The organism is Halorubrum sp. 48-1-W, assembly GCF_003287355.1.
GTDB lineage: Archaea > Halobacteriota > Halobacteria > Halobacteriales > Haloferacaceae > Halorubrum.
In genome coordinates this window covers 34,587-55,344 of sequence record NZ_QMIM01000019.1, presented here as the reverse complement: position 1 = coordinate 55,344, position 20,758 = coordinate 34,587, and the positions used below count along the sequence as shown (strand labels likewise).

The 20,758-nt window shown below is 69.7% G+C and carries 17 protein-coding genes and 1 tRNA gene; 6 read left to right on the top strand and 12 right to left on the bottom strand.

Annotated features, from left to right (window positions below):
- Nucleotides 1–98: 98 nt before the first annotated feature.
- From DQW50_RS09965 to DQW50_RS09935, 7 genes are all read right to left on the bottom strand, one after another.
- The gene (locus DQW50_RS09965) at nucleotides 99–911 is read right to left on the bottom strand and encodes a hypothetical protein (protein WP_198664655.1); all 813 of its coding nucleotides are present in this window, start codon (nucleotides 909–911) and stop codon (nucleotides 99–101) included.
- Between the two features lie 84 nt (nucleotides 912–995).
- Nucleotides 996–1,415: a NusA-like transcription termination signal-binding factor gene (locus tag DQW50_RS09960; protein ID WP_112079130.1), complete on the bottom strand. Its 420-nt coding sequence runs from the start codon at nucleotides 1,413–1,415 to the stop codon at nucleotides 996–998.
- Nucleotides 1,415–4,087, bottom strand: a complete 2,673-nt coding sequence (locus DQW50_RS09955) for a DNA-directed RNA polymerase subunit A'' (protein ID WP_241964392.1) — start codon at nucleotides 4,085–4,087, stop codon at nucleotides 1,415–1,417. The genes DQW50_RS09960 and DQW50_RS09955 overlap by 1 nt, the downstream gene beginning before the upstream one ends.
- 22 nt (nucleotides 4,088–4,109) lie before the next feature.
- Nucleotides 4,110–7,037 (bottom strand): DNA-directed RNA polymerase subunit A', encoded by a 2,928-nt coding sequence (locus DQW50_RS09950; protein WP_112079128.1) that lies wholly within the window; start codon nucleotides 7,035–7,037, stop codon nucleotides 4,110–4,112.
- 6 nt (nucleotides 7,038–7,043) lie between these two features.
- Nucleotides 7,044–8,873 carry a DNA-directed RNA polymerase subunit B gene (rpoB, locus tag DQW50_RS09945; protein WP_112079127.1) on the bottom strand — a complete coding sequence of 610 codons (1,830 nt, stop codon included), beginning with the start codon at nucleotides 8,871–8,873 and terminating at the stop codon, nucleotides 7,044–7,046.
- Between the two features lie 2 nt (nucleotides 8,874–8,875).
- Nucleotides 8,876–10,441 carry a DNA-directed RNA polymerase subunit B'' gene (locus DQW50_RS09940; protein ID WP_112079126.1) on the bottom strand — a complete coding sequence of 522 codons (1,566 nt, stop codon included), beginning with the start codon at nucleotides 10,439–10,441 and terminating at the stop codon, nucleotides 8,876–8,878.
- Nucleotides 10,438–10,668 carry a DNA-directed RNA polymerase subunit H gene (locus DQW50_RS09935; RefSeq protein ID WP_112079125.1) on the bottom strand — a complete coding sequence of 77 codons (231 nt, stop codon included), beginning with the start codon at nucleotides 10,666–10,668 and terminating at the stop codon, nucleotides 10,438–10,440. The genes DQW50_RS09940 and DQW50_RS09935 overlap by 4 nt, the downstream gene beginning before the upstream one ends.
- Before the next feature lie 250 nt (nucleotides 10,669–10,918).
- Between DQW50_RS09935 and DQW50_RS09930 the strand changes: the two genes are divergently transcribed.
- Nucleotides 10,919–10,991 (top strand) — tRNA-Asp (locus DQW50_RS09930).
- Nucleotides 10,992–11,085: 94 nt separating this feature from the next.
- On the opposite strand, the gene DQW50_RS09925 is transcribed toward DQW50_RS09930, so the two are convergent.
- The 3 genes from DQW50_RS09925 to DQW50_RS09915 form a co-directional block, all read right to left on the bottom strand.
- Nucleotides 11,086–11,553, bottom strand: a complete 468-nt coding sequence (locus tag DQW50_RS09925) for an Hsp20/alpha crystallin family protein (protein WP_112079124.1) — start codon at nucleotides 11,551–11,553, stop codon at nucleotides 11,086–11,088.
- Between the two features lie 84 nt (nucleotides 11,554–11,637).
- Entirely contained in the window at nucleotides 11,638–13,149 is a 1,512-nt protein-coding gene (locus tag DQW50_RS09920; protein WP_112079123.1) for a stage II sporulation protein M, read from the bottom strand.
- Between the two features lie 85 nt (nucleotides 13,150–13,234).
- Nucleotides 13,235–13,861 carry an MBL fold metallo-hydrolase gene (locus DQW50_RS09915; protein WP_112079122.1) on the bottom strand — a complete coding sequence of 209 codons (627 nt, stop codon included), beginning with the start codon at nucleotides 13,859–13,861 and terminating at the stop codon, nucleotides 13,235–13,237.
- Nucleotides 13,862–13,991: 130 nt separating this feature from the next.
- Here DQW50_RS09915 and DQW50_RS09910 point away from each other — a divergent pair, with 130 nt between their 5' ends.
- On the top strand, nucleotides 13,992–14,174 hold the full coding sequence (locus DQW50_RS09910; protein ID WP_112079121.1) for a DUF5786 family protein: 183 nt from the start codon (nucleotides 13,992–13,994) through the stop codon (nucleotides 14,172–14,174).
- Nucleotides 14,175–14,189: 15 nt separating this feature from the next.
- Entirely contained in the window at nucleotides 14,190–14,876 is a 687-nt protein-coding gene (locus DQW50_RS09905) for a DUF99 family protein (protein WP_112079120.1), read from the top strand.
- On the opposite strand, the gene DQW50_RS09900 is transcribed toward DQW50_RS09905, so the two are convergent.
- A complete protein-coding gene (locus tag DQW50_RS09900; protein WP_112079119.1) occupies nucleotides 14,865–16,454 on the bottom strand; it encodes a molybdopterin-dependent oxidoreductase in 1,590 nt (529 codons plus the stop codon). The genes DQW50_RS09905 and DQW50_RS09900 overlap by 12 nt on opposite strands.
- Before the next feature lie 164 nt (nucleotides 16,455–16,618).
- Here DQW50_RS09900 and DQW50_RS09895 point away from each other — a divergent pair, with 164 nt between their 5' ends.
- The 3 genes from DQW50_RS09895 to hisH all read left to right on the top strand — a co-directional run bounded on the left by DQW50_RS09895 (nucleotide 16,619) and on the right by hisH (nucleotide 19,631).
- Nucleotides 16,619–18,133 carry a glycerate kinase gene (locus DQW50_RS09895; RefSeq protein ID WP_112079118.1) on the top strand — a complete coding sequence of 505 codons (1,515 nt, stop codon included), beginning with the start codon at nucleotides 16,619–16,621 and terminating at the stop codon, nucleotides 18,131–18,133.
- A 72-nt stretch (nucleotides 18,134–18,205) separates the two neighbouring features.
- Nucleotides 18,206–18,877: a uracil-DNA glycosylase family protein gene (locus DQW50_RS09890; RefSeq protein WP_241964390.1), complete on the top strand. Its 672-nt coding sequence runs from the start codon at nucleotides 18,206–18,208 to the stop codon at nucleotides 18,875–18,877.
- Nucleotides 18,878–18,971: 94 nt separating this feature from the next.
- A complete protein-coding gene (gene hisH, locus DQW50_RS09885; protein WP_112079117.1) occupies nucleotides 18,972–19,631 on the top strand; it encodes an imidazole glycerol phosphate synthase subunit HisH in 660 nt (219 codons plus the stop codon).
- Nucleotides 19,632–19,633: 2 nt separating this feature from the next.
- Here hisH and DQW50_RS09880 read toward each other — a convergent pair whose 3' ends face one another.
- Nucleotides 19,634–20,647, bottom strand: coding sequence for an aldo/keto reductase (locus tag DQW50_RS09880; protein ID WP_112079116.1), 1,014 nt, complete (start codon nucleotides 20,645–20,647; stop codon nucleotides 19,634–19,636).
- Between the last annotated feature and the right edge of the window lie 111 nt (nucleotides 20,648–20,758).

Sequence of the window (20,758 nt, the reverse complement as noted above, 5' to 3'; positions counted from 1 at the left end):
CGTGACCGTTGAACCGGTAAGCCCCCTCGAGAACCCGTCGTTGTCTCGGAGCCGAACCCGTCGTTGTCTCGGAGCCGAACCCGTGGGCGGTCCCCCACTCACCCCTCGGTCTCGTTGCGCGCCTCCGCGACCCAGTCGGGCTCGGTGACCGTCACACCCCGGTCGCGGTACGCGATGTCGACCTCGACGGTCGCCGTCCCGTCGTCGTGAGGACCCTCCCAGGACTGCTCGATCCGCGGGACGAACCCGGCCTCGAACACGTGGACGGTCGCCGACGCGGTCTCGACGCGCGCCGGAACCGACCGCTCGCCGTCGAACGAGTCGGAGACGAACCGGGCGGTCCGCGCGCCGTCGACCTCGCCGTCGCCATCGGCCCGCGGCTCCCAGTTTCCGAGCCCCTCGTGGGTCGTCTCCCCCGAGTCGTCGGATTCCTGCGGGACCTGGATCCCGACGCGCGCCTCCGATCGGAGCGCCTCCGCGAAGTCGTCGGCCGTGCGCTCGACCGCCTGCCGACCGTAGCGGACGTCCTCGTCGGTGCGTTCGCGGAACAGCGCCTCGCCGTCGGCGACGTATCGTTCGATGACCTCCGGCTCCCCGGTTTCGGTCACCTCCTGTCTGAGATACGACCGACCGTTCTCGAGGTCGTAACGCGACTCGTACTCCTGTGAGGGGAGCCACGGGCTCGGGTCGTCATCCCCGTCGTAGCTCGTCTCCGCGGTGGAAAGGAGGGTCACGCCGCCCGCCTCCACCGCCGACTCGACGTGGGTCGTGGCCAGCGTCTCGACGTCGAGCCCGGCGCCATCGCGCCACTCGGCGTCCGGGAAGGGGCCGTCCGCGTCCCCGCCGAGACAGCCCGCGAGGCCGACGCCGGCGACGGCTCCGAGCGCCGTGAGAAGGTGTCGCCTGTTCACGTGGCGTCCGTTCATGCTCGTCCGTGCGGACGCACGGAAAAAAGCCCGCCGACCCGTCCGCGGGTCACCGCTGGCCGGGCCGGGTCACGTGAGTTGGACGTCGTCGATGTCGTGATGGCGCTTCGCCAGCGTCCGCGCGGTCTCGATGTTGCGCCCCTCCGCACCGATCGCGACGCCGCGGTCCGGTTCGGGCACCTCCACGTACGCCACCCGGTCGTTCTGCTCGGAGACGGTCACCGCGTTGACCGCCGCCGGCGCGAGCGCGCTCGCGACGAACGCCTCGGGCGTGTCCGCGTCCTCGACGAGGTCGATCGACTTGCCGAGCCGGCGTTCGGCCTCCTCGACGGTCTCGCCCGCCTGGCCGATCGCCGCGGCCATCTCGCCGGCCGGGAGCAGGAACACGAGCCGGTCGCCCTCCACGAGGCAGTCCTTCGGCGCGACCCCGGTCAGCTCGTCGAACCGCCCGATGTAGCGCCGCGCCTCGTCGGAGAGCTCGACGCGCATCAGTCGTCCGTCGGCTTGCCGCCGTCCGAGACGACGCGCGACCCCATCCGGAGGTCGACGTCGCCGGTCCCGATCGAGATGGGCTTGCCGGCGATGACGTTCTCGATGACGCCGTCGAGCTCGTCGTACTCGCCGTGGACCGCGGCGTCGAGCAGGTGGTTCACCGTCACCTCGAACGCCGCGCGCGCGAGTACCGAGTCTTTCGAGCCGGAGATGCCGTGCCGGCCGATCGACTCGATCTCGCCGTTGTTCGTCATGATGTCCGCCACCAACATCAGGTGCCGGACGTTCACGTCGTCGAGCCCCTGCTCTTCGAGCGTGTTCTTCGTCTCGTCGATGATCGTCTCGCGGGCCGCCTCGACCCCGAGGTTCCGGTAGATCTCGTGGATGTTGTTACACGTCGTCCGCGAGGCGTCGACCCCCTCGATCTCGAGGACGTCGCCGAAGGCCGACCCCTCCGTGTAGAGGACGAACTCCTCGCCCTCATCGAGCCCTTCTTTTCGGATCACGACGCGTTCGACCTCCTCGATCCCCTTGAAGACGATGTCGCGGAGCCGCTCGACCAGCTGGAGGAGCTCGCGGTAGCTCGGCTCGTTCGGGCCGAACTCGATCACGGTCCCCGCCTGTCGGGCGTCGACGCCGAGCGAGTCCTCGATGGTCTCGGTGATGATCCCCGCGACCTCCGAGGGGTCCGAGTGGGTCGGCCACCGCTCCAACAGCGTGTCGTCGTTGAGGTCGATCCGCACGAGCATGTCCGCGACGTTGGTCGAGACGTCGCCGAGCGCCAAGATCCGCGTCGACTCGATCGACCAGACGACCTCGTGGGCCTTCTCGCGGTCCGTCGCGTACTCGCCCTCGAGGTGAACCGTCATCATCGGCGTGTCCGGCGTCTTCCGGGCGTCCACCAGCTCGATGAGCCGGGGGAGCCCCTGCGTGACGTCGATCTCCGCGACGCCGGCGTAGTGGAAGGTGTTCATCGTGTTGTGGGTCACGACACCCTCGGCCGTCGTGAACGTCTCCAATCCCTCGACGGAGAAGTCGTACACGTGGTCGTGGTCGGAGGACACCGTCTCGATCGAGTCGATCCGGTCCCAGACCACGTCGCCGTCGACGGCCCGTCCGAGAGCGTCGAGCGCCGTGGAGTCGACTCCAGCGTCTTCCGCCTCGGCGACGATGTTCCGGAGCCGCGTTCGCCCGATCCGCTGTCGGTTCGATGCGGCGTTGATCTGTCGACTCGGGATCCCCGCGTCGGATGCGACCTCGCGGAGCGCTTCCCCGAAGTTCGGGATCTGGTCGGTCGCGTCGGGACCGTCGGTTTCGACGGCGGCGGCGAGGGAGTCGAGCTCCCTCCCACGGGCACCGACCATCCCGATCTCGTCGTTGAATCGCGCGACGTGTTTTTTCGGGACGCGAAGGGTCCGAGACTCGTCCTGCTTGCCGAACGTCGCGTACACGTCGAACCGAGCGAGCAGGAGTGCGATCCCGGCCGTGAGTCGATGGCTCGTCGAACTGGATCGGACGGCGTTCCGTCCGACGTTTCCGTCTCCGCTGAAGTACCCTCGGAGTAGGCCACGGACGAACGCCTCGTCGGCACCGAACGCGAACCCGGGTACCGTTTTTTCGCCGTCTTCGACGCAGATCTCACGGAACAAGTCGGCGAGGACGGTTCCGTTCACGCGGATGTCGTAGCCGCGAGCGAACCCACTATCGTTCTCGTATTCGTTGATCGAGAGGTCGAATCGCTCGGCGAACGTCCGGACACCCTCCTGGAACGTCTCGTCAACGTTCGAGACGGAAACGTAGTGGTCCGTGAGGGAGCCTTCGGCGAGCCACGCGCCGACGAAGAATCCGGTCTCCTCGTCGAGCGGGAATCGCTCGGGTAACCCGACCGTCCCACCAACCGGGTAGACGCTCCGTTCGTCGATCTTCCCCGTTTCCAGTGCCGCACGTTTGTTCCGAAGCTGGTCGGGGCCGCCCGGAACCGCGTCGACGCCGCCGTCGGTCAGCGTCGACGTGTACCAGTAGTCCGTTACCGGGAGGTACTCCCGAAGGTCGACCGTGTCCGGCCCGTCGGCCTCGAACGATCCGACCACCGGGAGCCAGTCGCCGACATCGAGATCGTCGCCGGCGACGGGAACGACATCGTTGTCCCGCCGCGTGACGAACGAGTGCGCTTTCGTCGCCCGGATCGTCCGTCCGGATTCGAGTTCGAACCGGAGGAGTTCGTCCGGCGTTTCGTGTCGACTGATCTCCTCGACGGCTTTCCATCGAACCGTCTCGTCGTCAGCCAACGAGAGCGTCTCGAGCCCGTTCGGCGCGAGCGCGACTTCGTGTCCATCGATCTCGCGTGTCTCGGCTCGTTCAAGTGCGTCGTCAACGACCGAGCCGATCTCGACGACCTCGGTCTCGCCGTTCCGTCGGACAACGACCCGCTCGTCGTACGGAACGCTCATCTGCGTTCCGGGTTCCCCGATCGACTGCGCGGAGACGGTCCCCACGGGCTCTAACGGGTCGACGCGCGTCTCGATGTACCGGTTCTCGACGCCGGTCACGATGTCGGTCGCCTGCTCGATCGTGATCTCCCCGTGTTCGTCGGCTTTCGCCTCCAGCGTCTCGTACACCTCGGTCTTCAGTCGCTTCGGGAGCTCCGTCGCCTCCACGACGGCCTCCATGTCGTCGGTGACGTGTTCGTACTCAGTCATCGGATTCCACCCCCAGCTCGTCCGCCTTGTTCAGGCCCGGTCCCGCGTGCTCCGAGAGGTTCGTCGGCGGCGTCCGCTCGCCGAGGAACCGCTCCTTCTCGTCGTCGGAGTCGAACTCCGAGTTCAGGACGCGGTCGGCGATCCCGTCCACGTCGATCCCGTCGCCCTCGCCGGAGGAGACCTTGATCGGTGAGGTGCCGTCCTCGCCGAACTCGAACTGGACGATCCGTCCGGAGGTGTCCCGGACGGTGCCGTCGTACTGCGCCTCCAGCTCGGAGAGCGCGTTGATGAGCCGTCGCTGGAGGTAGCCGGACTTGGAGGTCCGGACCGCCGTGTCGACGAGCCCCTCGCGGCCGCCCATCGCGTGGAAGAAGAACTCCTCGGGCGTGAGCCCGCCGCGGTAGGAGTTCTCCACGAAGCCGTGCGCCTCCGCCGAGAGGTCGTCGGCCTCGTAGTGGGCGAGCGTGCGGTCCTCGTAGCCGCGGTTGATCCGCTCGCCGCGGACCGCCTGCTGGCCGACGGAGCCGGCCATCTGCGTGAGGTTGAGCATCGAGCCACGCGCGCCGGAGCGGGCCATCACGACCGCCGGGTTGTCGTCGCCGAAGTGCTGGTCGGCGATCTCGCCGGCGGAGTCGCGGGCCTTCCCGAGCGTCTGCATGATCTTCATCTCCAGCGTCTCGTCGACGCTACGGCCGGGCAGGGACTCCAGCTCGCCCGCACGGTACGTCTCGATCAGTTCGTTGACGCGGTCGTAGGCGCTGTTTATCGCCTCGTCGACCTGCTCTTCTGCTGCCGGCGGGATCGACTCGTCGTCGATCCCGATCGAGAAGCCGAAGTGCATGATCGCCCGCATCGCGAGCGAAGCGATCTCGTTGATGAAGACGCGGGCGCGCGTCTCGCCGTACTGCTTGGTGAGCGTGTCGACGACCTCGCCGCCGAACGCGCCGACCGCGTCCTCGTCGATGGTTCCCTCGACCAGCTCCCCGTTCTCGATGACGACGGCGTCGCCCGTCGAGGAGGTGAACTCCAGGGAGAGGTCGCCGGGCAGTAGCTCCGAGAACAGCGTCCGACCGGTCCAGAACTCCCGGCCGTCGTCGTCGACGCCGTCGGCCGTAGGTAGCTCGTCCACCCGCGTCGCCCGGAGCAGGTCGAGCGCCTGCGTCTCCGTGAACTCGGGGTTCGTGTGGGTGAGCAGGTACGTCCCGGAGATGTGGTCCTGGATCGCACCGATGATGTTGCCGCCGAACCGCGGCGAGAGGATCTGCTCTTGGACGCGCATGAGCACCCGTGCCTCCGCGCGGGCCTCCTCGTTCTGGAGCGCGTGCATGTTCATCTCGTCGCCGTCGAAGTCGGCGTTGTACGGCGGACAGACGACGGTGTTGAGCCGGAACGTCTTGTACGGCATCACGACCACCTCGTGGGCCATGATGGACATCCGGTGCAGCGACGGCTGGCGGTTGAAGATCACGATGTCGCCGTCGACGAGGTGACGGTTCACCTCCCAGCCGGGGTCGACCTTCTCCGCGAGCTCCTCGCAGTTCTTCTCGGTCACCTTCAGCCGCCGACCGTCGGGACGGCGCACGTAGTTCGCACCCGGGTGCGCCTCGGGGCCGTTCCGGACGTACTGGCGCGCGTCCTCGACGTTTCGCTCGGTGACGTTGAGCGTCTGGGTCATCTCCTTGGCCACGCGGTCGGGGACGCCGACCTCGTTCAGGCTCAGCGTGGGGTCCGGCGAGATGACGGTCCGGGCCGAGAAGTTCACGCGCTTCCCCGAGAGCGACCCGCGAAAGCGCCCCTCCTTGCCCTTCAGCCGCTGGCTGAGGGTCTTGAGGGGCCGGCCGGAGCGGTGTCGTGCGGGCGGCGTCCCGCTGATCTCGTTGTCGACGAACGTCGTGACGTGGTACTGGAGGAGTTCCCAGAGGTCCTCGATGATGAGCTGTGGCGCGCCCGCCTCGCGGTTCTCCATGAACCGCTGGTTGATGCGGATGATGTCGACCAGCTTGTGGGTGAGGTCGTCCTCGGAGCGCTGGCCGTTGTCGAGCGTGATGGAGGGGCGGGTGGTGACCGGCGGGACCGGCAACACCGTCAGGATCATCCACTCGGGCCGGGAGTGTTCGGAGTCGATCCCGAGCACCTCGAGGTCCTCGTCGGGGATGTCCTCGAACCAGTCGCGGACGTCCGAGGGCATCAGCTTGTTCATGTCCTCCTCGGTGAGGTCGATGTCGAGCGCCTTCTCGATGGCGCGACGGTCCTCCTTGCGGGGGCGGAACTCGCCGGCCATGATCTCGTTTATGCGCTCCAAGGAGATGTCCGTCTTCTCGGCCAGCTCCTGGGGGGAGGTGCCCGGGTCGTCCGCCTCCTCGTCGGGCTGCATCGCGGCCGCGATGTGTTCGGAGTAGTCGCCCGAGAGCACGTCCTGGACCTCGTAGTAGGTCGTCGGCTTCTCGTGTTTGATGTCCGCCTGCGGCTCGGCGCAGTACGGGCACGTCGACGCCTTCCGGGCCTGCCGGACGGCCGCCTTCAACACGTCGTGGGGGTCCTCGCCGAGCTCCTCGGCGCGTTCCAGCCGGTCCTGGAACTCCTCGCGCTCCGCCTCGGTGAGCGCAAGCTTCCCGCACTCGCGGCACGTCGACCGCAACAGTCGACGGATGAGCTTCGTGAATCCCACGTGGATGACGGGCGCGGCCAGCTCGATGTGGCCGAAGTGGCCGTTACACGAGCCGGAGTGGGACCCGCAGGTCCGACACTCCAGCCCGGGGTCGATGACGCCGAGCCGCGGGTCCATGAGCCCCATGTCGATCGGGTAGCCGTCGTCGTCGTACGTGTCCGCGGTGATCACTTTCGTGGCCGACATGTCCCGGTACGTCTCCGGGTCCATCAGGCCGAAGTCGATCCCGCCGAGCACCTTCGGTGTTTGCATTGACATTTAAATCGCGTCCTCCAGTTCGAGTTTCGGTCGGATACCCAGGGCGATCATCTCGTCGAGCAGGAGCTTGAACGCGTAGCTCACCTCGAGTTCGTGGATGTCGTCCTCGTCGCCCGTGACCGGGTCGTACACGCGGCGCTGCTCCCTGTCCTCGACGGCGACGAGGCCCGTCTCCGCGGAGACGTACACCTGTTCGGCGTCGGACGATTCGAGCAGTCGTTCGTTGAGCACCATCGACGCGCCGTGGCCGATGATCGTGTCGCGCTCCATCTCCCCGACGCGGAGCCCACCCTCGCGGGCGCGGCCCTCCGTCGGCTGGCGCGTGAGCACCTGGACCGGCCCGCGCGAGCGGGCGTGGAGCTTGTTCGACACCATGTGGTACAGCTTGTGGTAGAAGATCGTCCCGACGAAGATCTCGGCGTCGACCTTCTCGCCGGTGACGCCGGAGTACATGACCTCCTTACCGGAGGACTTGAAGCCGTGGTCCTCCAAGCTCCCCCGGAGATCCGCCTCGTCTTCGCCCTGGAACGGCGTCCCGTCGACGCGTTCGCCGCGCAGCGAGCCGACCTTGCCGCCGAGCATCTCCAGCACGTGGCCGACCGTCATCCGGGACGGGAGCGCGTGCGGGTTCATCACGAGGTCGGGGACGATCCCCTCCTCGGTGAAGGGCATGTCCTCCTGTGGCGCGAGGTGCCCCACGACGCCCTTCTGGCCGTGTCGGGACGCGAACTTGTCTCCAAGCTCCGGGGTCCGCTGGTCGCGCACCTTCACCTTCGAGAGCTTCGAGCCGTCCTCGCCCTCCATCAGGGTGACGGTGTCGACGACCCCGGACTCGCCGGAGCGCATCGTCACCGACGTCTCCCGGCGTTTCTGCGGGGAGAGCCCGCCCATGTCGTCCGGCTCCTCCAGGAAGCGCGGCGGGCTCGTCTTGCCGAGGAGGACGGAGGACTCGTCGACCCGCGTCTCGGGGTTGACGAGGCCGTCCTCGTCGAGGTGCGTGTACGCGTCCTCGCCGCGCGCGCCCCGGACGTCCTGGTCCGGGATCTCGAAGCGGTCCTCCTGTCCGCCGGGGTACCGGCGCTCCTCGCCCTCGTAAGTCCGGAAGAAGTGCGAGCGCATCAGCGCGCGGTCGACGGAACCCTGGTTCATCACCAGGGCGTCCTCGATGTTGAACCCCTCGTAGCTCATCACGGCGACGACGAAGTTCTGGGCGGCCGGCCGCTCGTCGAAGCTGATCTGATCGGAGGTCTGCGTCTTCACCATCGCCAGCTGTGGGTAGTGAAGCAGGTGCTGGCGGGTGTCCGGGCGGATCCGGTAGTTGGCGGAGGGGAGCCCGAGCGACTGTTTCATCATCCCCGCGCCCATGGTGATCCGCGGGCTGGCGTTGTGCTCGGGGTAGGGGATCATCCCCGCGCCGATGCCGAACACCAGCTGAGGGTCGATCTCGAGGTGGGTGTGTTTCCCGGTCACGTCCTCCTCGTCGACGGCGACGAGGATGTCTTCCTCCTCCTCGGCGTCGATGAACTCGATGTAGCCGCGGTCGACGAGGTCCTCGAATTCGACGTCGCCGCGCTCCAACGCGGCGATCTCCTCGTCGCCCAACAGTGGATCGCCGTTCTCGACGACGATCAGCGGCCGGCGAGCGCGTCCCGCGTCCGCGTTGACGATGACCTCGCGAGTCCGATCCTTCACCGAGACGTTCACCATCTCGCTCACGTCGCCCCGCCGGCGCGCTTCGCGGATCTGGTCGGCGAGCTCGTGCGGGTCCGGATGGGTCCCGACGAGGCTCCCGTTGACGTACACCTTCGCTTCGCGTTCTGCTTGTGCCATGATCAGTCGTCCGCCGTCTGTCGTTCGACGCCCTCGATGCCGGGGATCCCCTCGACACCCATCGACGCCAGTTCTCGTTTCAGCCCCTGTTCGTCCTCGACGGTCTGTGACAGCTCCATCGCCTGCGCGAAGTTCTTCACGAGCCCGCAGTTCGGTCCCTCCGGCGTCTCGGAGGGGCAGATGCGACCCCACTGGGTCGCGTGGAGGTCGCGCGCCTCGAAGTGCGGCTGCGACCGCGACAGCGGCGACCGGAGCCTGCGCAGGTGAGAGAGCACGCCCATGTAGTCGGTCCGGTCGACGAGTTGGGAGACGCCCGAGCGCCCGCCCACCCAGTTACCCGTCGCGATCGGGTGTTCGAGCCGCTCCGTCAACACGTCCGAACGGACCACCGTGTTCACGGTGAGCTGCCGGTTGCGCATGTTGGCGCGTTCGAGCTGGTACTTCACGTCGCGCGCCAGCTTGTTGAGCGCGGTCCGGAACAGGTCGCGCATCAGGTCGCCGGAGACCTTCAGCCGCTTGTTCGCGTAGTGATCCTTGTCGTCGGCCTCCCGGCGGTCCAAGGCGAGTTCGAAACACGCCTCGGCCATCCGGCAGAGGTAGTACGCCTTGTTGATGCGGACGTCCTCCTCGTCGACGCCCTCCTCGTGGAGGTGCGGGAGGAGGTAGCGGTCGATGACGTAGTTCGCCCGCTTGAGCTGGTAGTTCTTCCCCTGGCCGCTCGCGACCCGCTCGCCGAGGGTCTCGATGGCCTCCTCCGTGGTCTGGACGGAGGCCTCCTCCAGGTTCTCCAGCATGAACTTCACGATCTCGGGGTCGTCCGAGACGCGGTGGACGATCTCCTCGTCGGACTCGAGCCCGAGCGCGCGGACGAGCGTCACGAAGTCGATCGAACCGGACACCGAGGGGAACGACACCTCGAGGAGCCCCTCGCGGTTGCGCTCACACAGCACCAGCGCGCGGTACCCGCGGCGCTGGGAGAACGTCTTCGCGACCTGGATCTCGTCGCCGTACTTCGAGTCGTACTCGGCGAGGATCTTGTTGGGCGCGAGGTCCTCCGAGGTCATGAGCACGCGCTCGGAGCCGTTGACGATGAAGTAGCCGCCGGGGTCGACGGGGTCCTCGCCGATGTCGATCAGCTCCTCGTCCGTGAACTCCGCCATATTACACTTGTCGGAGCCGACCATGATCGGCATCCGGCCGACCTTCGTCTCGGTGCTGTCGACGACGGTCTCGGGCTCCTCGTCGCCGCCGCGCACGATGGACATCTCCATGAACACCGGCGCGGAGTAGGTGATGTTCCGGAGGCGGGCCTCCTGGGGGTACAGCAGTTCCTCGGAGCCGTCGGCCTCGCGGACCCGGGGGGTGACCATCCGCACGTCGCCGAGTTCGACGTAGACGGGTTCCTGGCCCTCCTTGTCGCCGATATCGGTATCTATCGTCTCCTTCTCGTCGACCACTTCCTGCATCCCGCGGCCCAGGAAGTTGTTGAACGATCTGAAGTGGTGTTCGGCGAGCCGTTCGTCCGAGAAGTACTCGCGTGACACCACGCGTCGGTCTTGCCTGTTCATGAGATGACCAGTCGGAACACGACTGCTTGGTCCGTCGTTCGCGAATCTCGAACGATCTTCACTACGTCCCCGACGGCGGCGTCGTCCGGGACCGCGGGGTCGGTGCGTTTGATCTTCGGTAGGTTCGTCTTCTTCACGTCGTACTCGGCCAGGACCGCCTCGACCTCCTCGGGGTCGTCGAGCAGGACGTGGTCCGGGACGAGTTCGTGTTGGCTTACGTCTACCATGGGTGGTGGTGGTGGGGAAAAGCTATCACGAGATACTACAGACTGTTACCGACTCCAGCCGGATAAGGTTTGTCAACTCCGCTGAGCACCGCTCTCCGCGACGGGGCGTTCAACGTCCTCACGGTGGGGAGTGACACACAAAAACGTACCGCCCGCCCTGTGACGTACCGCCCGCCCTGTGAGCGGTCACCACCGCCGTCGGCGATGACAAGTCTTATTTGCCAGACACGGGTACGACAGGTTGCGACGCGCCCGGATGGTGTAGTGGCCCATCATACGACCCTGTCACGGTCGTGACGCGGGTTCAAATCCCGCTCCGGGCGTTTTCGACGAACGACACGGCGAGTGGAGCGAGGCGAGGTATCGCGGGCACCTCGAGACGCGAACGGCGAAGCCGTGAGAACCGATCGACCGGCGTCACTCGACGTCGATGCGGTGTCCGTCACTCCCCGACGCGGACCGTTTCGGTAGCGTGACGGTGAGCACGCCGGCGTCGTAGCCAGCGCTCGCGGCGCTCGGCTCGACCGCCACCGGCAACGGGAGCCGTCGGGAGACCGACCCGTGGCGACGCTCGCGGAGGTGGTAGCGCTCGCCGTCGTCCGCTTCGCTCGCGTTCCCGTCGTCCACGTCGTCCGCGTCGGACGACTCCTCGCCCCCCGGCGTCGCCCCGACGGTGAGCGTCTCGTCCCTGAGCTCGACGCTGATCTCGTCGTCGTCGAACCCCGGTAGGTCGACGAGCACGGTCAACTCCTCGTCGCCTTCGATCACGTCGACGTCGACGTCGGAGCGTCCGGGCACGTCCAGGCCCGTCCCGAGCTTCTCGAGTTCGCGGTCCATGCGCTCGAACAGTTCCTCGATGTCGCTGAACGGATCGCGTCGGGTCATACGGGTCAGGATTCGCTCCCGAACGACTTGAACGTGTGGTCGACCGTCGCGGGACGGAGCGTGTCGCGGACGGGCGAGAGCGTCCTAGAGGAACGGCCGCCAGTAGTACGGGCTGACGAAGCCCTCGACGAGGCCGGCGACCGCGAGGAGGACGCCGACCCCGACCACGACCCAGAACGCGTGCTCGAGCGCGTCCGCGAACCCGACACGGCTCAGCCGCCCGCGGAACGCGCGCCAGGCGACGACCCCCAGTCGAACGCCGAGCGCGCCGGAGACGACGATCGCGGGGATCTCGAGGAGTCCGTGCGGAACCACGAACGCGACGAGCGCCGGGAGGTTCGCCTCCAGGGCGGCGACCGCGCCGAGCGCGAGACCGTTGAACGCGATCGAAGCGAGCGCGGGGACGACGAGCGCGACCCCGCCGAACGCCGTGGCGATCGTCACCGTCCAGTTGTTCCCGAAGAACGCGAGGGCCGCGGCCGGCGGGAGGTGCCCCGCGAGCCGCGCCTCGATCGAGGTGGGGGCGACCCCGACGAACGGCTCGGCCAGCGTCCACCCCGCGATGCCGCCCGCGACGCCGACGGCGACGACGAACAGGTGGGTGCCCGGCGTCCGTCGGACGAAGACGCGCGTCTCGGCCAAACCGCGACGGACCCCGCCCGTGAACTGTGCGCGGACCCCCTCGGTCGGCGGGTCCACGGGGGCGACCGCACTGCGGTGGTCGCCGTAGAGGACGGTCTTCAGGAGGTCCAGCGCCGGCGCGGCGAGGACCGCGCTGGCGAGCGCGACGGCCGCGCCGCCGCCGAGGAACGCCAGCGCGGACGCGGCCGAGGAGATCGCGACGAGGACGCCGACGGCGACGACGAGGTAGGCGACGGCGTCGACCGGGTTCGACCGGACGAACCCGCCCGCGCCCTCGACCGCGTCGAACACGCCCGCGTCGTCGACGACGATCGCCGCAGGGGCGAACGCGAAGACGATCCGGACGAGCACGAGCGCCGTCCCCCCGGCCAGGAGCGCGCCGAGGCCGACGACCGCGCCGGCCAGCGGCCCGCCAACGAGCGACGCGACGCCCACGGCGACGCCCGCGAGGAGGAGCACGCCAACCCACAACAGGAACTCCGCGAGGTAGAGCGCGAGGAACGTGAGCCAGCGATCCCGGACGCCGGCGATCCCCGCGGTCAGTCCCCGCACCCCGCGCAACCGGGCGAACACGGCGCTCATCTGGCCGGCCGAGACCGCCGCGTACGCGAGGACCGATATCAGGAGGGCCAGGGCGCTCCCGACGGCGACGAGCGCGACGGCGGTCGGCGAGACGAGTGGCTCGAGCGCGGGCGCGATCGCCTCGGCCCACCGCTCGACCGCCTCGGGGTCCTCGAAGTCCGGCGGCGTCGGGTCGGTCCCCGCGAGGGCGTCTCGGACGACGGCGAGCCGACCGGTGAGCTCGGCGTGGAGGTACACGCCGGCGAGCGCGACGAGGAGGGCGGTGCGGGCGATCACGGGGACGGCCGTCCCGAGGAAGTAGAACGGGAGGAGGTCCGCCGGTCGCCGTCGGAGGGTCGAAACGGTGGCGGTGACCGCCGTCGACAGGTCCATGTCCGCCGGTTCGTCCCTATGACACTTAACAGCGTGTGCCGCCGGTTCGTCCCTGTGACACTTAACAGCGCGTGCCGCGACGCCGCTACTCGTCGGGGTACTTCGGCTCGCGGCGCTCGGCCCGCTCGGTCGCGCGTTCGATCACCTCCCGTACCGTGTCCGACCCCTCGCCCGCGCGGTAGACGTCGCCGTGTCCGGGATACATCGCCTCGACCGTGTCGGGCAGGCGGTCGAGGAGCCGGTGGAGGCTCTCGATCAGGCGCTCGCGCGACTGCCCGGCCATGTCCGTTCGACCGAACGAGCCGTCGTCGAACGCGCCGTCGTTGTAGACGACCACGTCGCCGGTGTAGACGCGCGCTTCGCCCACCAGCGAGACGTGGTCGTCGGCGTGGCCGGGCGTCTCCACGACCGTACACGGCTCGCTCCCGACGAGCACCTCGTCGCCGTCGCCGATCGCCACGTCCCGGCGCGGGTGGTCGGCAGCCGCGAACAGCCGCGGCTCGAACCGGTCGAGGACGGCGTCGAGTTCGCCGACGTGGTCGTGGTGTTGGTGGGTGAGCACGACCCGATCGACCTCGTCGACGTGCTCGGCGACGACGTCCTCGACGCCCGGCATGGTCCCCGCGTCGACGAGCGTGGTCGCCTCCCCGGGGACGAGGTACGCGTTACAGGTGAACTCCTCGGCGTCGGCGGTGACGGTGATCGGCTCCATGTCCGTACTACCCGGCCGACCGGACAAAAACGTGTGCGACGGCGTCGCAGTCGCGAACCGTCGGGGAAACGGCAGGCTTACTGATCCGACAGGGGGTTTATATGTGTCGATCCATTACTGTCACACACACATGGGTTTCGGGAGCTACGACGAATCCGAACAGGAGAACCAGGACCTGGACGCGGACTTCGACGACGACGACGGCGTCCAAGCCGCCCAGGAGACCCACGACGGGTCCGTCGAGTACGAGCCCGGCGCGTCGAACGACGAGCTTCTCGACCGGCTCCAGGAGATCAAATCCGAAGGGACGTGACGCGTTCGCGACGCCGTGACTGACCCGCCGAGCCGGACGCTCGGTGTCGCCTTCTCCGACGGGGACCGCGTGAGTCGGGTCGCCGGGGCGGTCCTCAGGTCCGACTTCGCCCTCGACGGCCTGGCCTACGGGTCCTGTACGGTCGGCGGCACCGACGCCACCGACGCGGTCGTCGACCTCACAGCCGACCTCGGTCGCGAGGACGTTCGCCACGTCTGTATCGCCGGCGTCGCGCCCGCGTGGTTCAACCTGCTCGACCTCCGACGGATCCACGAGGCCCTCGACCGCCCCCTCTCCGCGGTGAGCTACGAGGCGAGCCCCGGGCTCGAACCCGCGCTCCGCGAGGCGTTCGACGGTGACGGCGATGGCGACGACGACGGTGACGGCGATGGCGACGACGACGGCGACGGCGATGGCGACGACGACGGCGATGGCGACGACGACGACGACGACGCGCTCGCCGACCGGCTGGCCCGCTATCGGTCCCTGCCGTCCCGCCGACGGGTCGACCGTCCCGACGACCCCGCCCCGTCCGCCGACCCCCTCTTCGTTCGCGCCGTCGGCGTCGACGACGACCGCGCCGTCGAGGTCGTTCGGTCGCTCGTCCGCGAGGGGTTCCGCCGCCCCGAACCGCTCCGGGTGGCGGCCATCGCGGCGAGCGCCCACCGCGAGGCGGTTCCCGACGCGCCGTTAGGGCCCTGAGTTCGGCGCGACCTCGACGGTCCGCCGGTGCCACCCAGTCGACCCGCCCGGCCGTGGGTCGGTCCGCTCTTCGGTCTGGACCGTCCCGTCGCGCCGTACCGCGCGGACGACGACGTCGAACTCGGTCCGGTTCGGGGCGTCGAACGCGTACCGCCAGCGCCGCCACGCGTGTGCGCCGATCTGCCCCTCCAGTTCCCCCTCGCTCCACGTCTCCCCGCCGTCGACGCTGACCTCGACGCCCGACAGTTCCTCGAGGCCGGTCTCCAACCCGCCGAAGGCGACCCCGCCGACGACGACCCGGTCGCCGTCGCGCTCGGCAGCCCGGACGTACGACATCGTGTTCGCGACCGCCTCCTCGTCCCAGCCGCGCTCCTCCCAGTAGGCCTCGTGGTCCACGTCCGAGACCTCGATCCGCTCTATCCACTTCGTCATCTTCATGCCGTACCGCCCGGGGACGAGCAGTCTGGCCGGGAAGCCGTGTTCCGTCTCCAGCGTCCGATCGCCCATCCCGTAGACGATCAGGACGTCCTCGCGGTCGACGATCTCCATCGGGATCGCCTCGCTGTAGCCGTCGGCGGCGTGCGTGACCACGTCGACCGCGCCCTCGGCCGGCCGCGCCGCCGTGACGAGGTCGGACAGCTGGACCCCCGTCCAGTGGGCCGTCCCGATCAGGTCGCCGCCGACCTCGTTGGAGATACACACCATCGTCGTCGGCTGCTCGACGCTCTCGTCGTGGCCGACCAGGTCCTCGTACGCGAGCGAGTACGGCTCCGCGACCGCCCCGTCGACGTCGAGGCGCCACGCCTCGAGGTCGAGTATCGGCGGGTTCACGTTGACGTCGACGACGTAGTGGTCCGCCGGCGACGTGACCGCAGCAGGCATCGTGCCGAAGTCGAACGCGGGGTCGCCGGACGGGGGCGAAACCGACCGCTCGAGCGGCTCCCCCACCCGCTCGCTCGGCTCCGGCCCGCCCAGCCGGTCGAACAGCAACCGGAGGCCCGCGAGCGGGACCGCGCCGGCGACCGCCAGCCCGCCGACGCGCCGGAGGAACCCCCGACGACCCCGGAGCCGGTCGGTCCGCGGGAGCCTGCGAGCGACGAGCGCCGGCGGCGCGACGGCGACGAGGAGCCCGACGACGAAGCCGCCCGAGGGCGTCGCTCCGGCGGCGAGAAGCAACGGCACGGTCGCGAAGAGGCCGACCACAGCGACCGTGGTGCCGGTTCGCGCCCGGAGCGTCCGCCCGACCGCGGGGTTCCCCGCTCGCGCGAGCAGGACGGGAACGACGAGCCCGCCGACGGCGGCGACGCCGACGACCCCCGCGACCACGGCGGCCACGAGGGTGGGCGTCGCGTAGAAGCCGAGCAGGTCGATCGCCAGGGTCGAGAGCCAGCCGGGCGAGCGCGCGATGACCGCCTCGGCGACGGGCTCGATCCCGAACCCGCCGACGAGCGGCGCGGCAACGAACAGCCCCGCGACCCACGCTGTGCCGACGACGGCCCCGCCCAGCGCGCGACGGACGACCGTCTCGCGGTCCCCGTCCGCGCCCCCGTCCCCGCCGTCGGGTGCGTCCGGATCCATGGCGGGTATCACCCCGTACCGGCCGCGGGTCGGGACGGTTCGGCGGGCGTCGCTCCGGGAGGTGTGTGTCGCGTCCGTCGCATCTACCCCTCATTGGTCTGTTAGCACATAACGTGTCGGGTCGAGAGCGCGGCTATTTGTCCCCGGCCGCCCACTGCCCGGCCATGACGGACGTGACCTTCCGCGACCGCGAGCGGGTCGCCCGGACCCCGCCCCACGGCGTCGCGCTCGACTGTCTCGCAGCGGGGATCGAGGCGGCGCTCCCGGCGAACGTCGTCGCCGACGCGGTCTCGGTGGCGGACGGAACCCTCCGGATCGAGGCGGTCGACGGCGGGGCGGACGCGGACGACGGCGGGACGGGCGCGGACGACGGCGGGGCGGACGCGGACGACGGCGGGACGGGGTCGTACGACCTCGGCGCGTACGAATCGGTCCGCGTCGTCGGGGCGGGTAAGGCCGCCGACGGGGTGGCGACGGCGGTCGTCGATCGGCTCCGTGGAGGACTCGGAGACCGCCGCGCCGGCAGGCCCGACGACCGGTTCGCCGGCAGCCTCGGCGATCGGTTCGACGGCGGGGTCGTCGTCACCGACGACCCGGACCGGTCGGGCGAAACCGGGCCGTTCGAACTCCTTCCCGGCGACCACCCCCTCCCGACCGAGCGCGGCGTCGAGCACGCACGGCGCGTCGTCGACGCTGCGGCGGCCGGCGGCCCCGACGACCTCGTCCTCGCGGTCGTCACGGGCGGCGCGAGCGCGCTCCTCGCCGTCCCGGCCGACCCGATCGACGTCGACGACCTGCGCGAACTCACCGACGCCCTGCTCGCTTCCGGCGCGTCGATAGACGAGATCAACGCCGTCAGGAAACACTGCTCGGCGGTCAAGGGCGGCCAGCTCGCCAGGGCCGCGGCCCCCGCCACCGTCGTGACGCTCGCGGTGAGCGACGTGGTCGGCGACGACCTCGCCGTGATCGGCAGCGGCCCGACCGTCCCGGACCCCTCGACGTACGACGACGCGCTCGCGACGCTGAAGCGGTACGGGATCGACGCCCCGGCGACGGTTCGCGAGCGTCTCCGCGCGGGGGCTGACGGCGACCGTCCCGAGACGCCGGTCGCCGGGGACCCGGCGTTCGAGCGCGCTCGGACGTTCGTGATCGGGAACGCGCGGACCGCGCTCGACGCGGCCGCGACGGCCGCGGCCGACCGCGGATACGACCCGGCCGTCGTCGCGGACGACGTGGTCGGCGAGGCCCGGGACGCGGGCCGGGAGCACGTCGCGTTCGCCGAGGCGTGCGCCGTGGACGGCCGGCCGGTCGCCCCGCCCGCGGTGTTGCTCACGGGCGGCGAGACCACCGTGACGCTCGCGGACGGGACCGGCGACGACCCGGTCGAGCCCGGCTCCGGCGGGCCGAACGCGGAGTTCGTCACGAGCGCGGGGATCGAACTCGAACGCGAGGGAGTGGTCGTCGCGAGCGTCGACACCGACGGGATCGACGGGGCGAGCGACGCCTGCGGGGGGATCGTCGACGCCGTGACGCTCCCGACCCCAGCCGCGCGGGACGCGCTCTCCCGCCACGACGTGGCCCCGCTGTTGGACGAGGCCGACGCGCTCCTCCGGACGGGGCCGACGGGGACGAACGTGAACGACCTCCGGGCGGTCGTCGTCACGGAGCGGTCGAAGTGAGCGGCACGGACGGGAACGGCCGTCCGGTCGTCGACCGTCCGGACTTATGTCTCCACCCTCCAACCCGAACGTATGAGTGAGGACGGAGGCGACGCGGACACGGTCGTCGACGACGGAGCGCTCAACGCGAACGGTTCCGCGCTCGACGCTGACCTGCGCGTGGGGGCCTGCGAGCGCTGTCCGGCGCTGGTGGAGTCGCGGAGCCGGATCGTCGAGGGCGTCGGCCCGACGGACGCCGACCTGCTGTTCGTCGGCGAGGGCCCCGGCGCGAACGAGGACGAGCAGGGGGAGCCGTTCGTCGGGCGTTCCGGCGACGTTCTGGACGAGGCGTTGCGGGACGCGGGGCTCGCGCGCTCCGACGTGCGGATCACGAACTGCGTCCGGTGTCGGCCCCCGGAGAACCGCGACCCGACGACCGAGGAGCTGGCCAACTGTCGCGGCCATCTCGAGGCGGAGATAGCCGGGCTCGACCCGGAACTGATCGTCACGCTGGGGAAGGTGCCGAGCGAACACCTCCTCGACCGGTCGGTGCGGATCACCGCCGAGTCGGGCGACGTCGTCGACGCGCGGATCGGCGGGGCCTCCCGGCGCGTCCTGCTGTCGGTCCACCCGGCAGCGACGCTGTACGACCGGAGCCAGCGGGACGGCTTCTTCGAGACGATCGCCCGGGCGGGCGCGCTGAGCGGGGTCACCGCCGGCGGTGACGGCGGATCCGGCGGCCAGTCCAGGCTCGGCGAGTTCTGACGGCGCATCGAACCGACCGCTCCTCCCCCGAGAACGGTCGACGGGTGCCTGCCCCAAGGGAAACCGATTTTTCCGTCCCCCTCCGAGACGTGGTATGAGCACCTTCGAGCCGCCCGCGGAGACGCTGGCGGACGTCGTCCTCGTCGACTACGGCCTCGGGAACCTCCGGTCCGCGACCCGCGGGCTCGAACGCGCCGGCGCGGCGGTCGAGGTCACCGACGACCCCGAGGCGTTCGCCGCGGCCGACGGCGTCGTCCTCCCGGGCGTCGGCGCGTTCCGCGAGGGGATGGAGAACGCCGGTCCGCTGCGCGAGGCGCTGACCGACCACGCGGCCGCCGGCCGCCCGCTCTTCGGGATCTGTCTCGGAATGCAGATGCTCCTCACCTCGAGCGAGGAGGCCGACCACGAGGGCGAAGGCGAGGTGACCGGCCTGGACCTGGTCCCCGGCACCAACGTCCGGTTCGACGTGGACCGCAAGGTCCCGCACATGGGCTGGAACGAGCTGTCGGTCGAACGAGAACACCCGATCGTCGACGGCGTCGACGGCGAGTACGCCTACTTCGTCCACTCCTACTACGCCGAACCCGACGACCCGAACGCCGTCGTCGCGACCGCCGACTACGGCGTCGACTTCCCGGCGGTCGTCGCCAACGGGGCGGGCAACGTCTTCGGCACGCAGTTCCACCCCGAAAAGAGCGGGGAGACGGGCCTCCGGATCCTCCGGAACTTCGTCGAGTACTGCGCGGACCGGTAGCCCTACAGCCCCTCGTAGGGGCTCGCCTTCGCGTCCGTCAGCCGGTCGACCTGCTCGTCCGAGAGGTCGATCGCCGTAGCAGTCAGGTTCTCCTCGAGCTGGTCGACGGTCCGTGCGCCCACGATCGGCGCGGTGACGCCGTCGCGGTGGACCAACCACGCGAGCGCGACCTGTGCCGGCGAGGCGTCGACCTCGTCGGCGACCGCGTCGAGCTCGTCGTGGACGTCGAAGTTCTCCTCGGTGAGGTAGCCGTCGCGGAACCGGCTCGAGGCCGCCACCTTCGAGTCCTCCGGGAGGTCCTCCTCGCGGTCGTACTTGCCGGTCAGGAAGCCCTGTCCGAGCGGACTCCACGGGCAGACCGCGAGCCCCTGCGTGCGGGCGAACTCGAGGTAGTCCCCCTCGATCTCGCGGTCGACGAGGTTGTACCGCGGCTGGAGCACGGTGAACGGCTCCCACCCCTCGGCGCGGGCGATCTCGTTCGCGCGGGCGACCTTCCAGGCGTTTGGCCGGTGCGTCGACGCCCCGAGGTAGTGGACCTTCCCGGACTCGACGAACCCGTTAAGCGTCTTCATCGTCTCCCGGGCGTCGGTCGCGTCGTCCCAGCGGTGGATGTAGAGCACGTCGACGTAGTCGGTTCCGAGCCGGTCGAGCAGGGCGTCGAGGCGGTGTCGGAGGTTCTTGCGGTTCGTCCCGCGGCTGTTGGGGTCGCCGTCGCGGATCTGCCAGTAGATCTTCGAGGCGACCGTGTAGCGCTCGCGGTCGCGGTCGTCGAGCCAGTCGCCGATCCACTCCTCGCAGGTGCCGCCGCCGTACACGTCGGCGGTGTCGATGTAGCGCCCGCCGGCGTCGGCGTACGCGTCGAGGAGTTCGTGGGCCCGCCCCTCGCCGATCTCTATCTCGCCCGCCTCGTTCTCCTTGCCGAACCGCCAGGTGCCGAACTGGAGTTCGCTGGTGTACAGGCCGGTGCCGTCGAGCTTCACGAACTCGAGGTCGATCTCGTCGAGCGTGGACGTCATCGGCGTCCGCTTGGAGCCCTCGAGTCAAAAGGACCGAGGAAGCGGAAGGGATCGACGTCGGGGCGGGGCGGTGACGGGAGTGACGCGATCCGAGGGACAAGACTCTTGAAC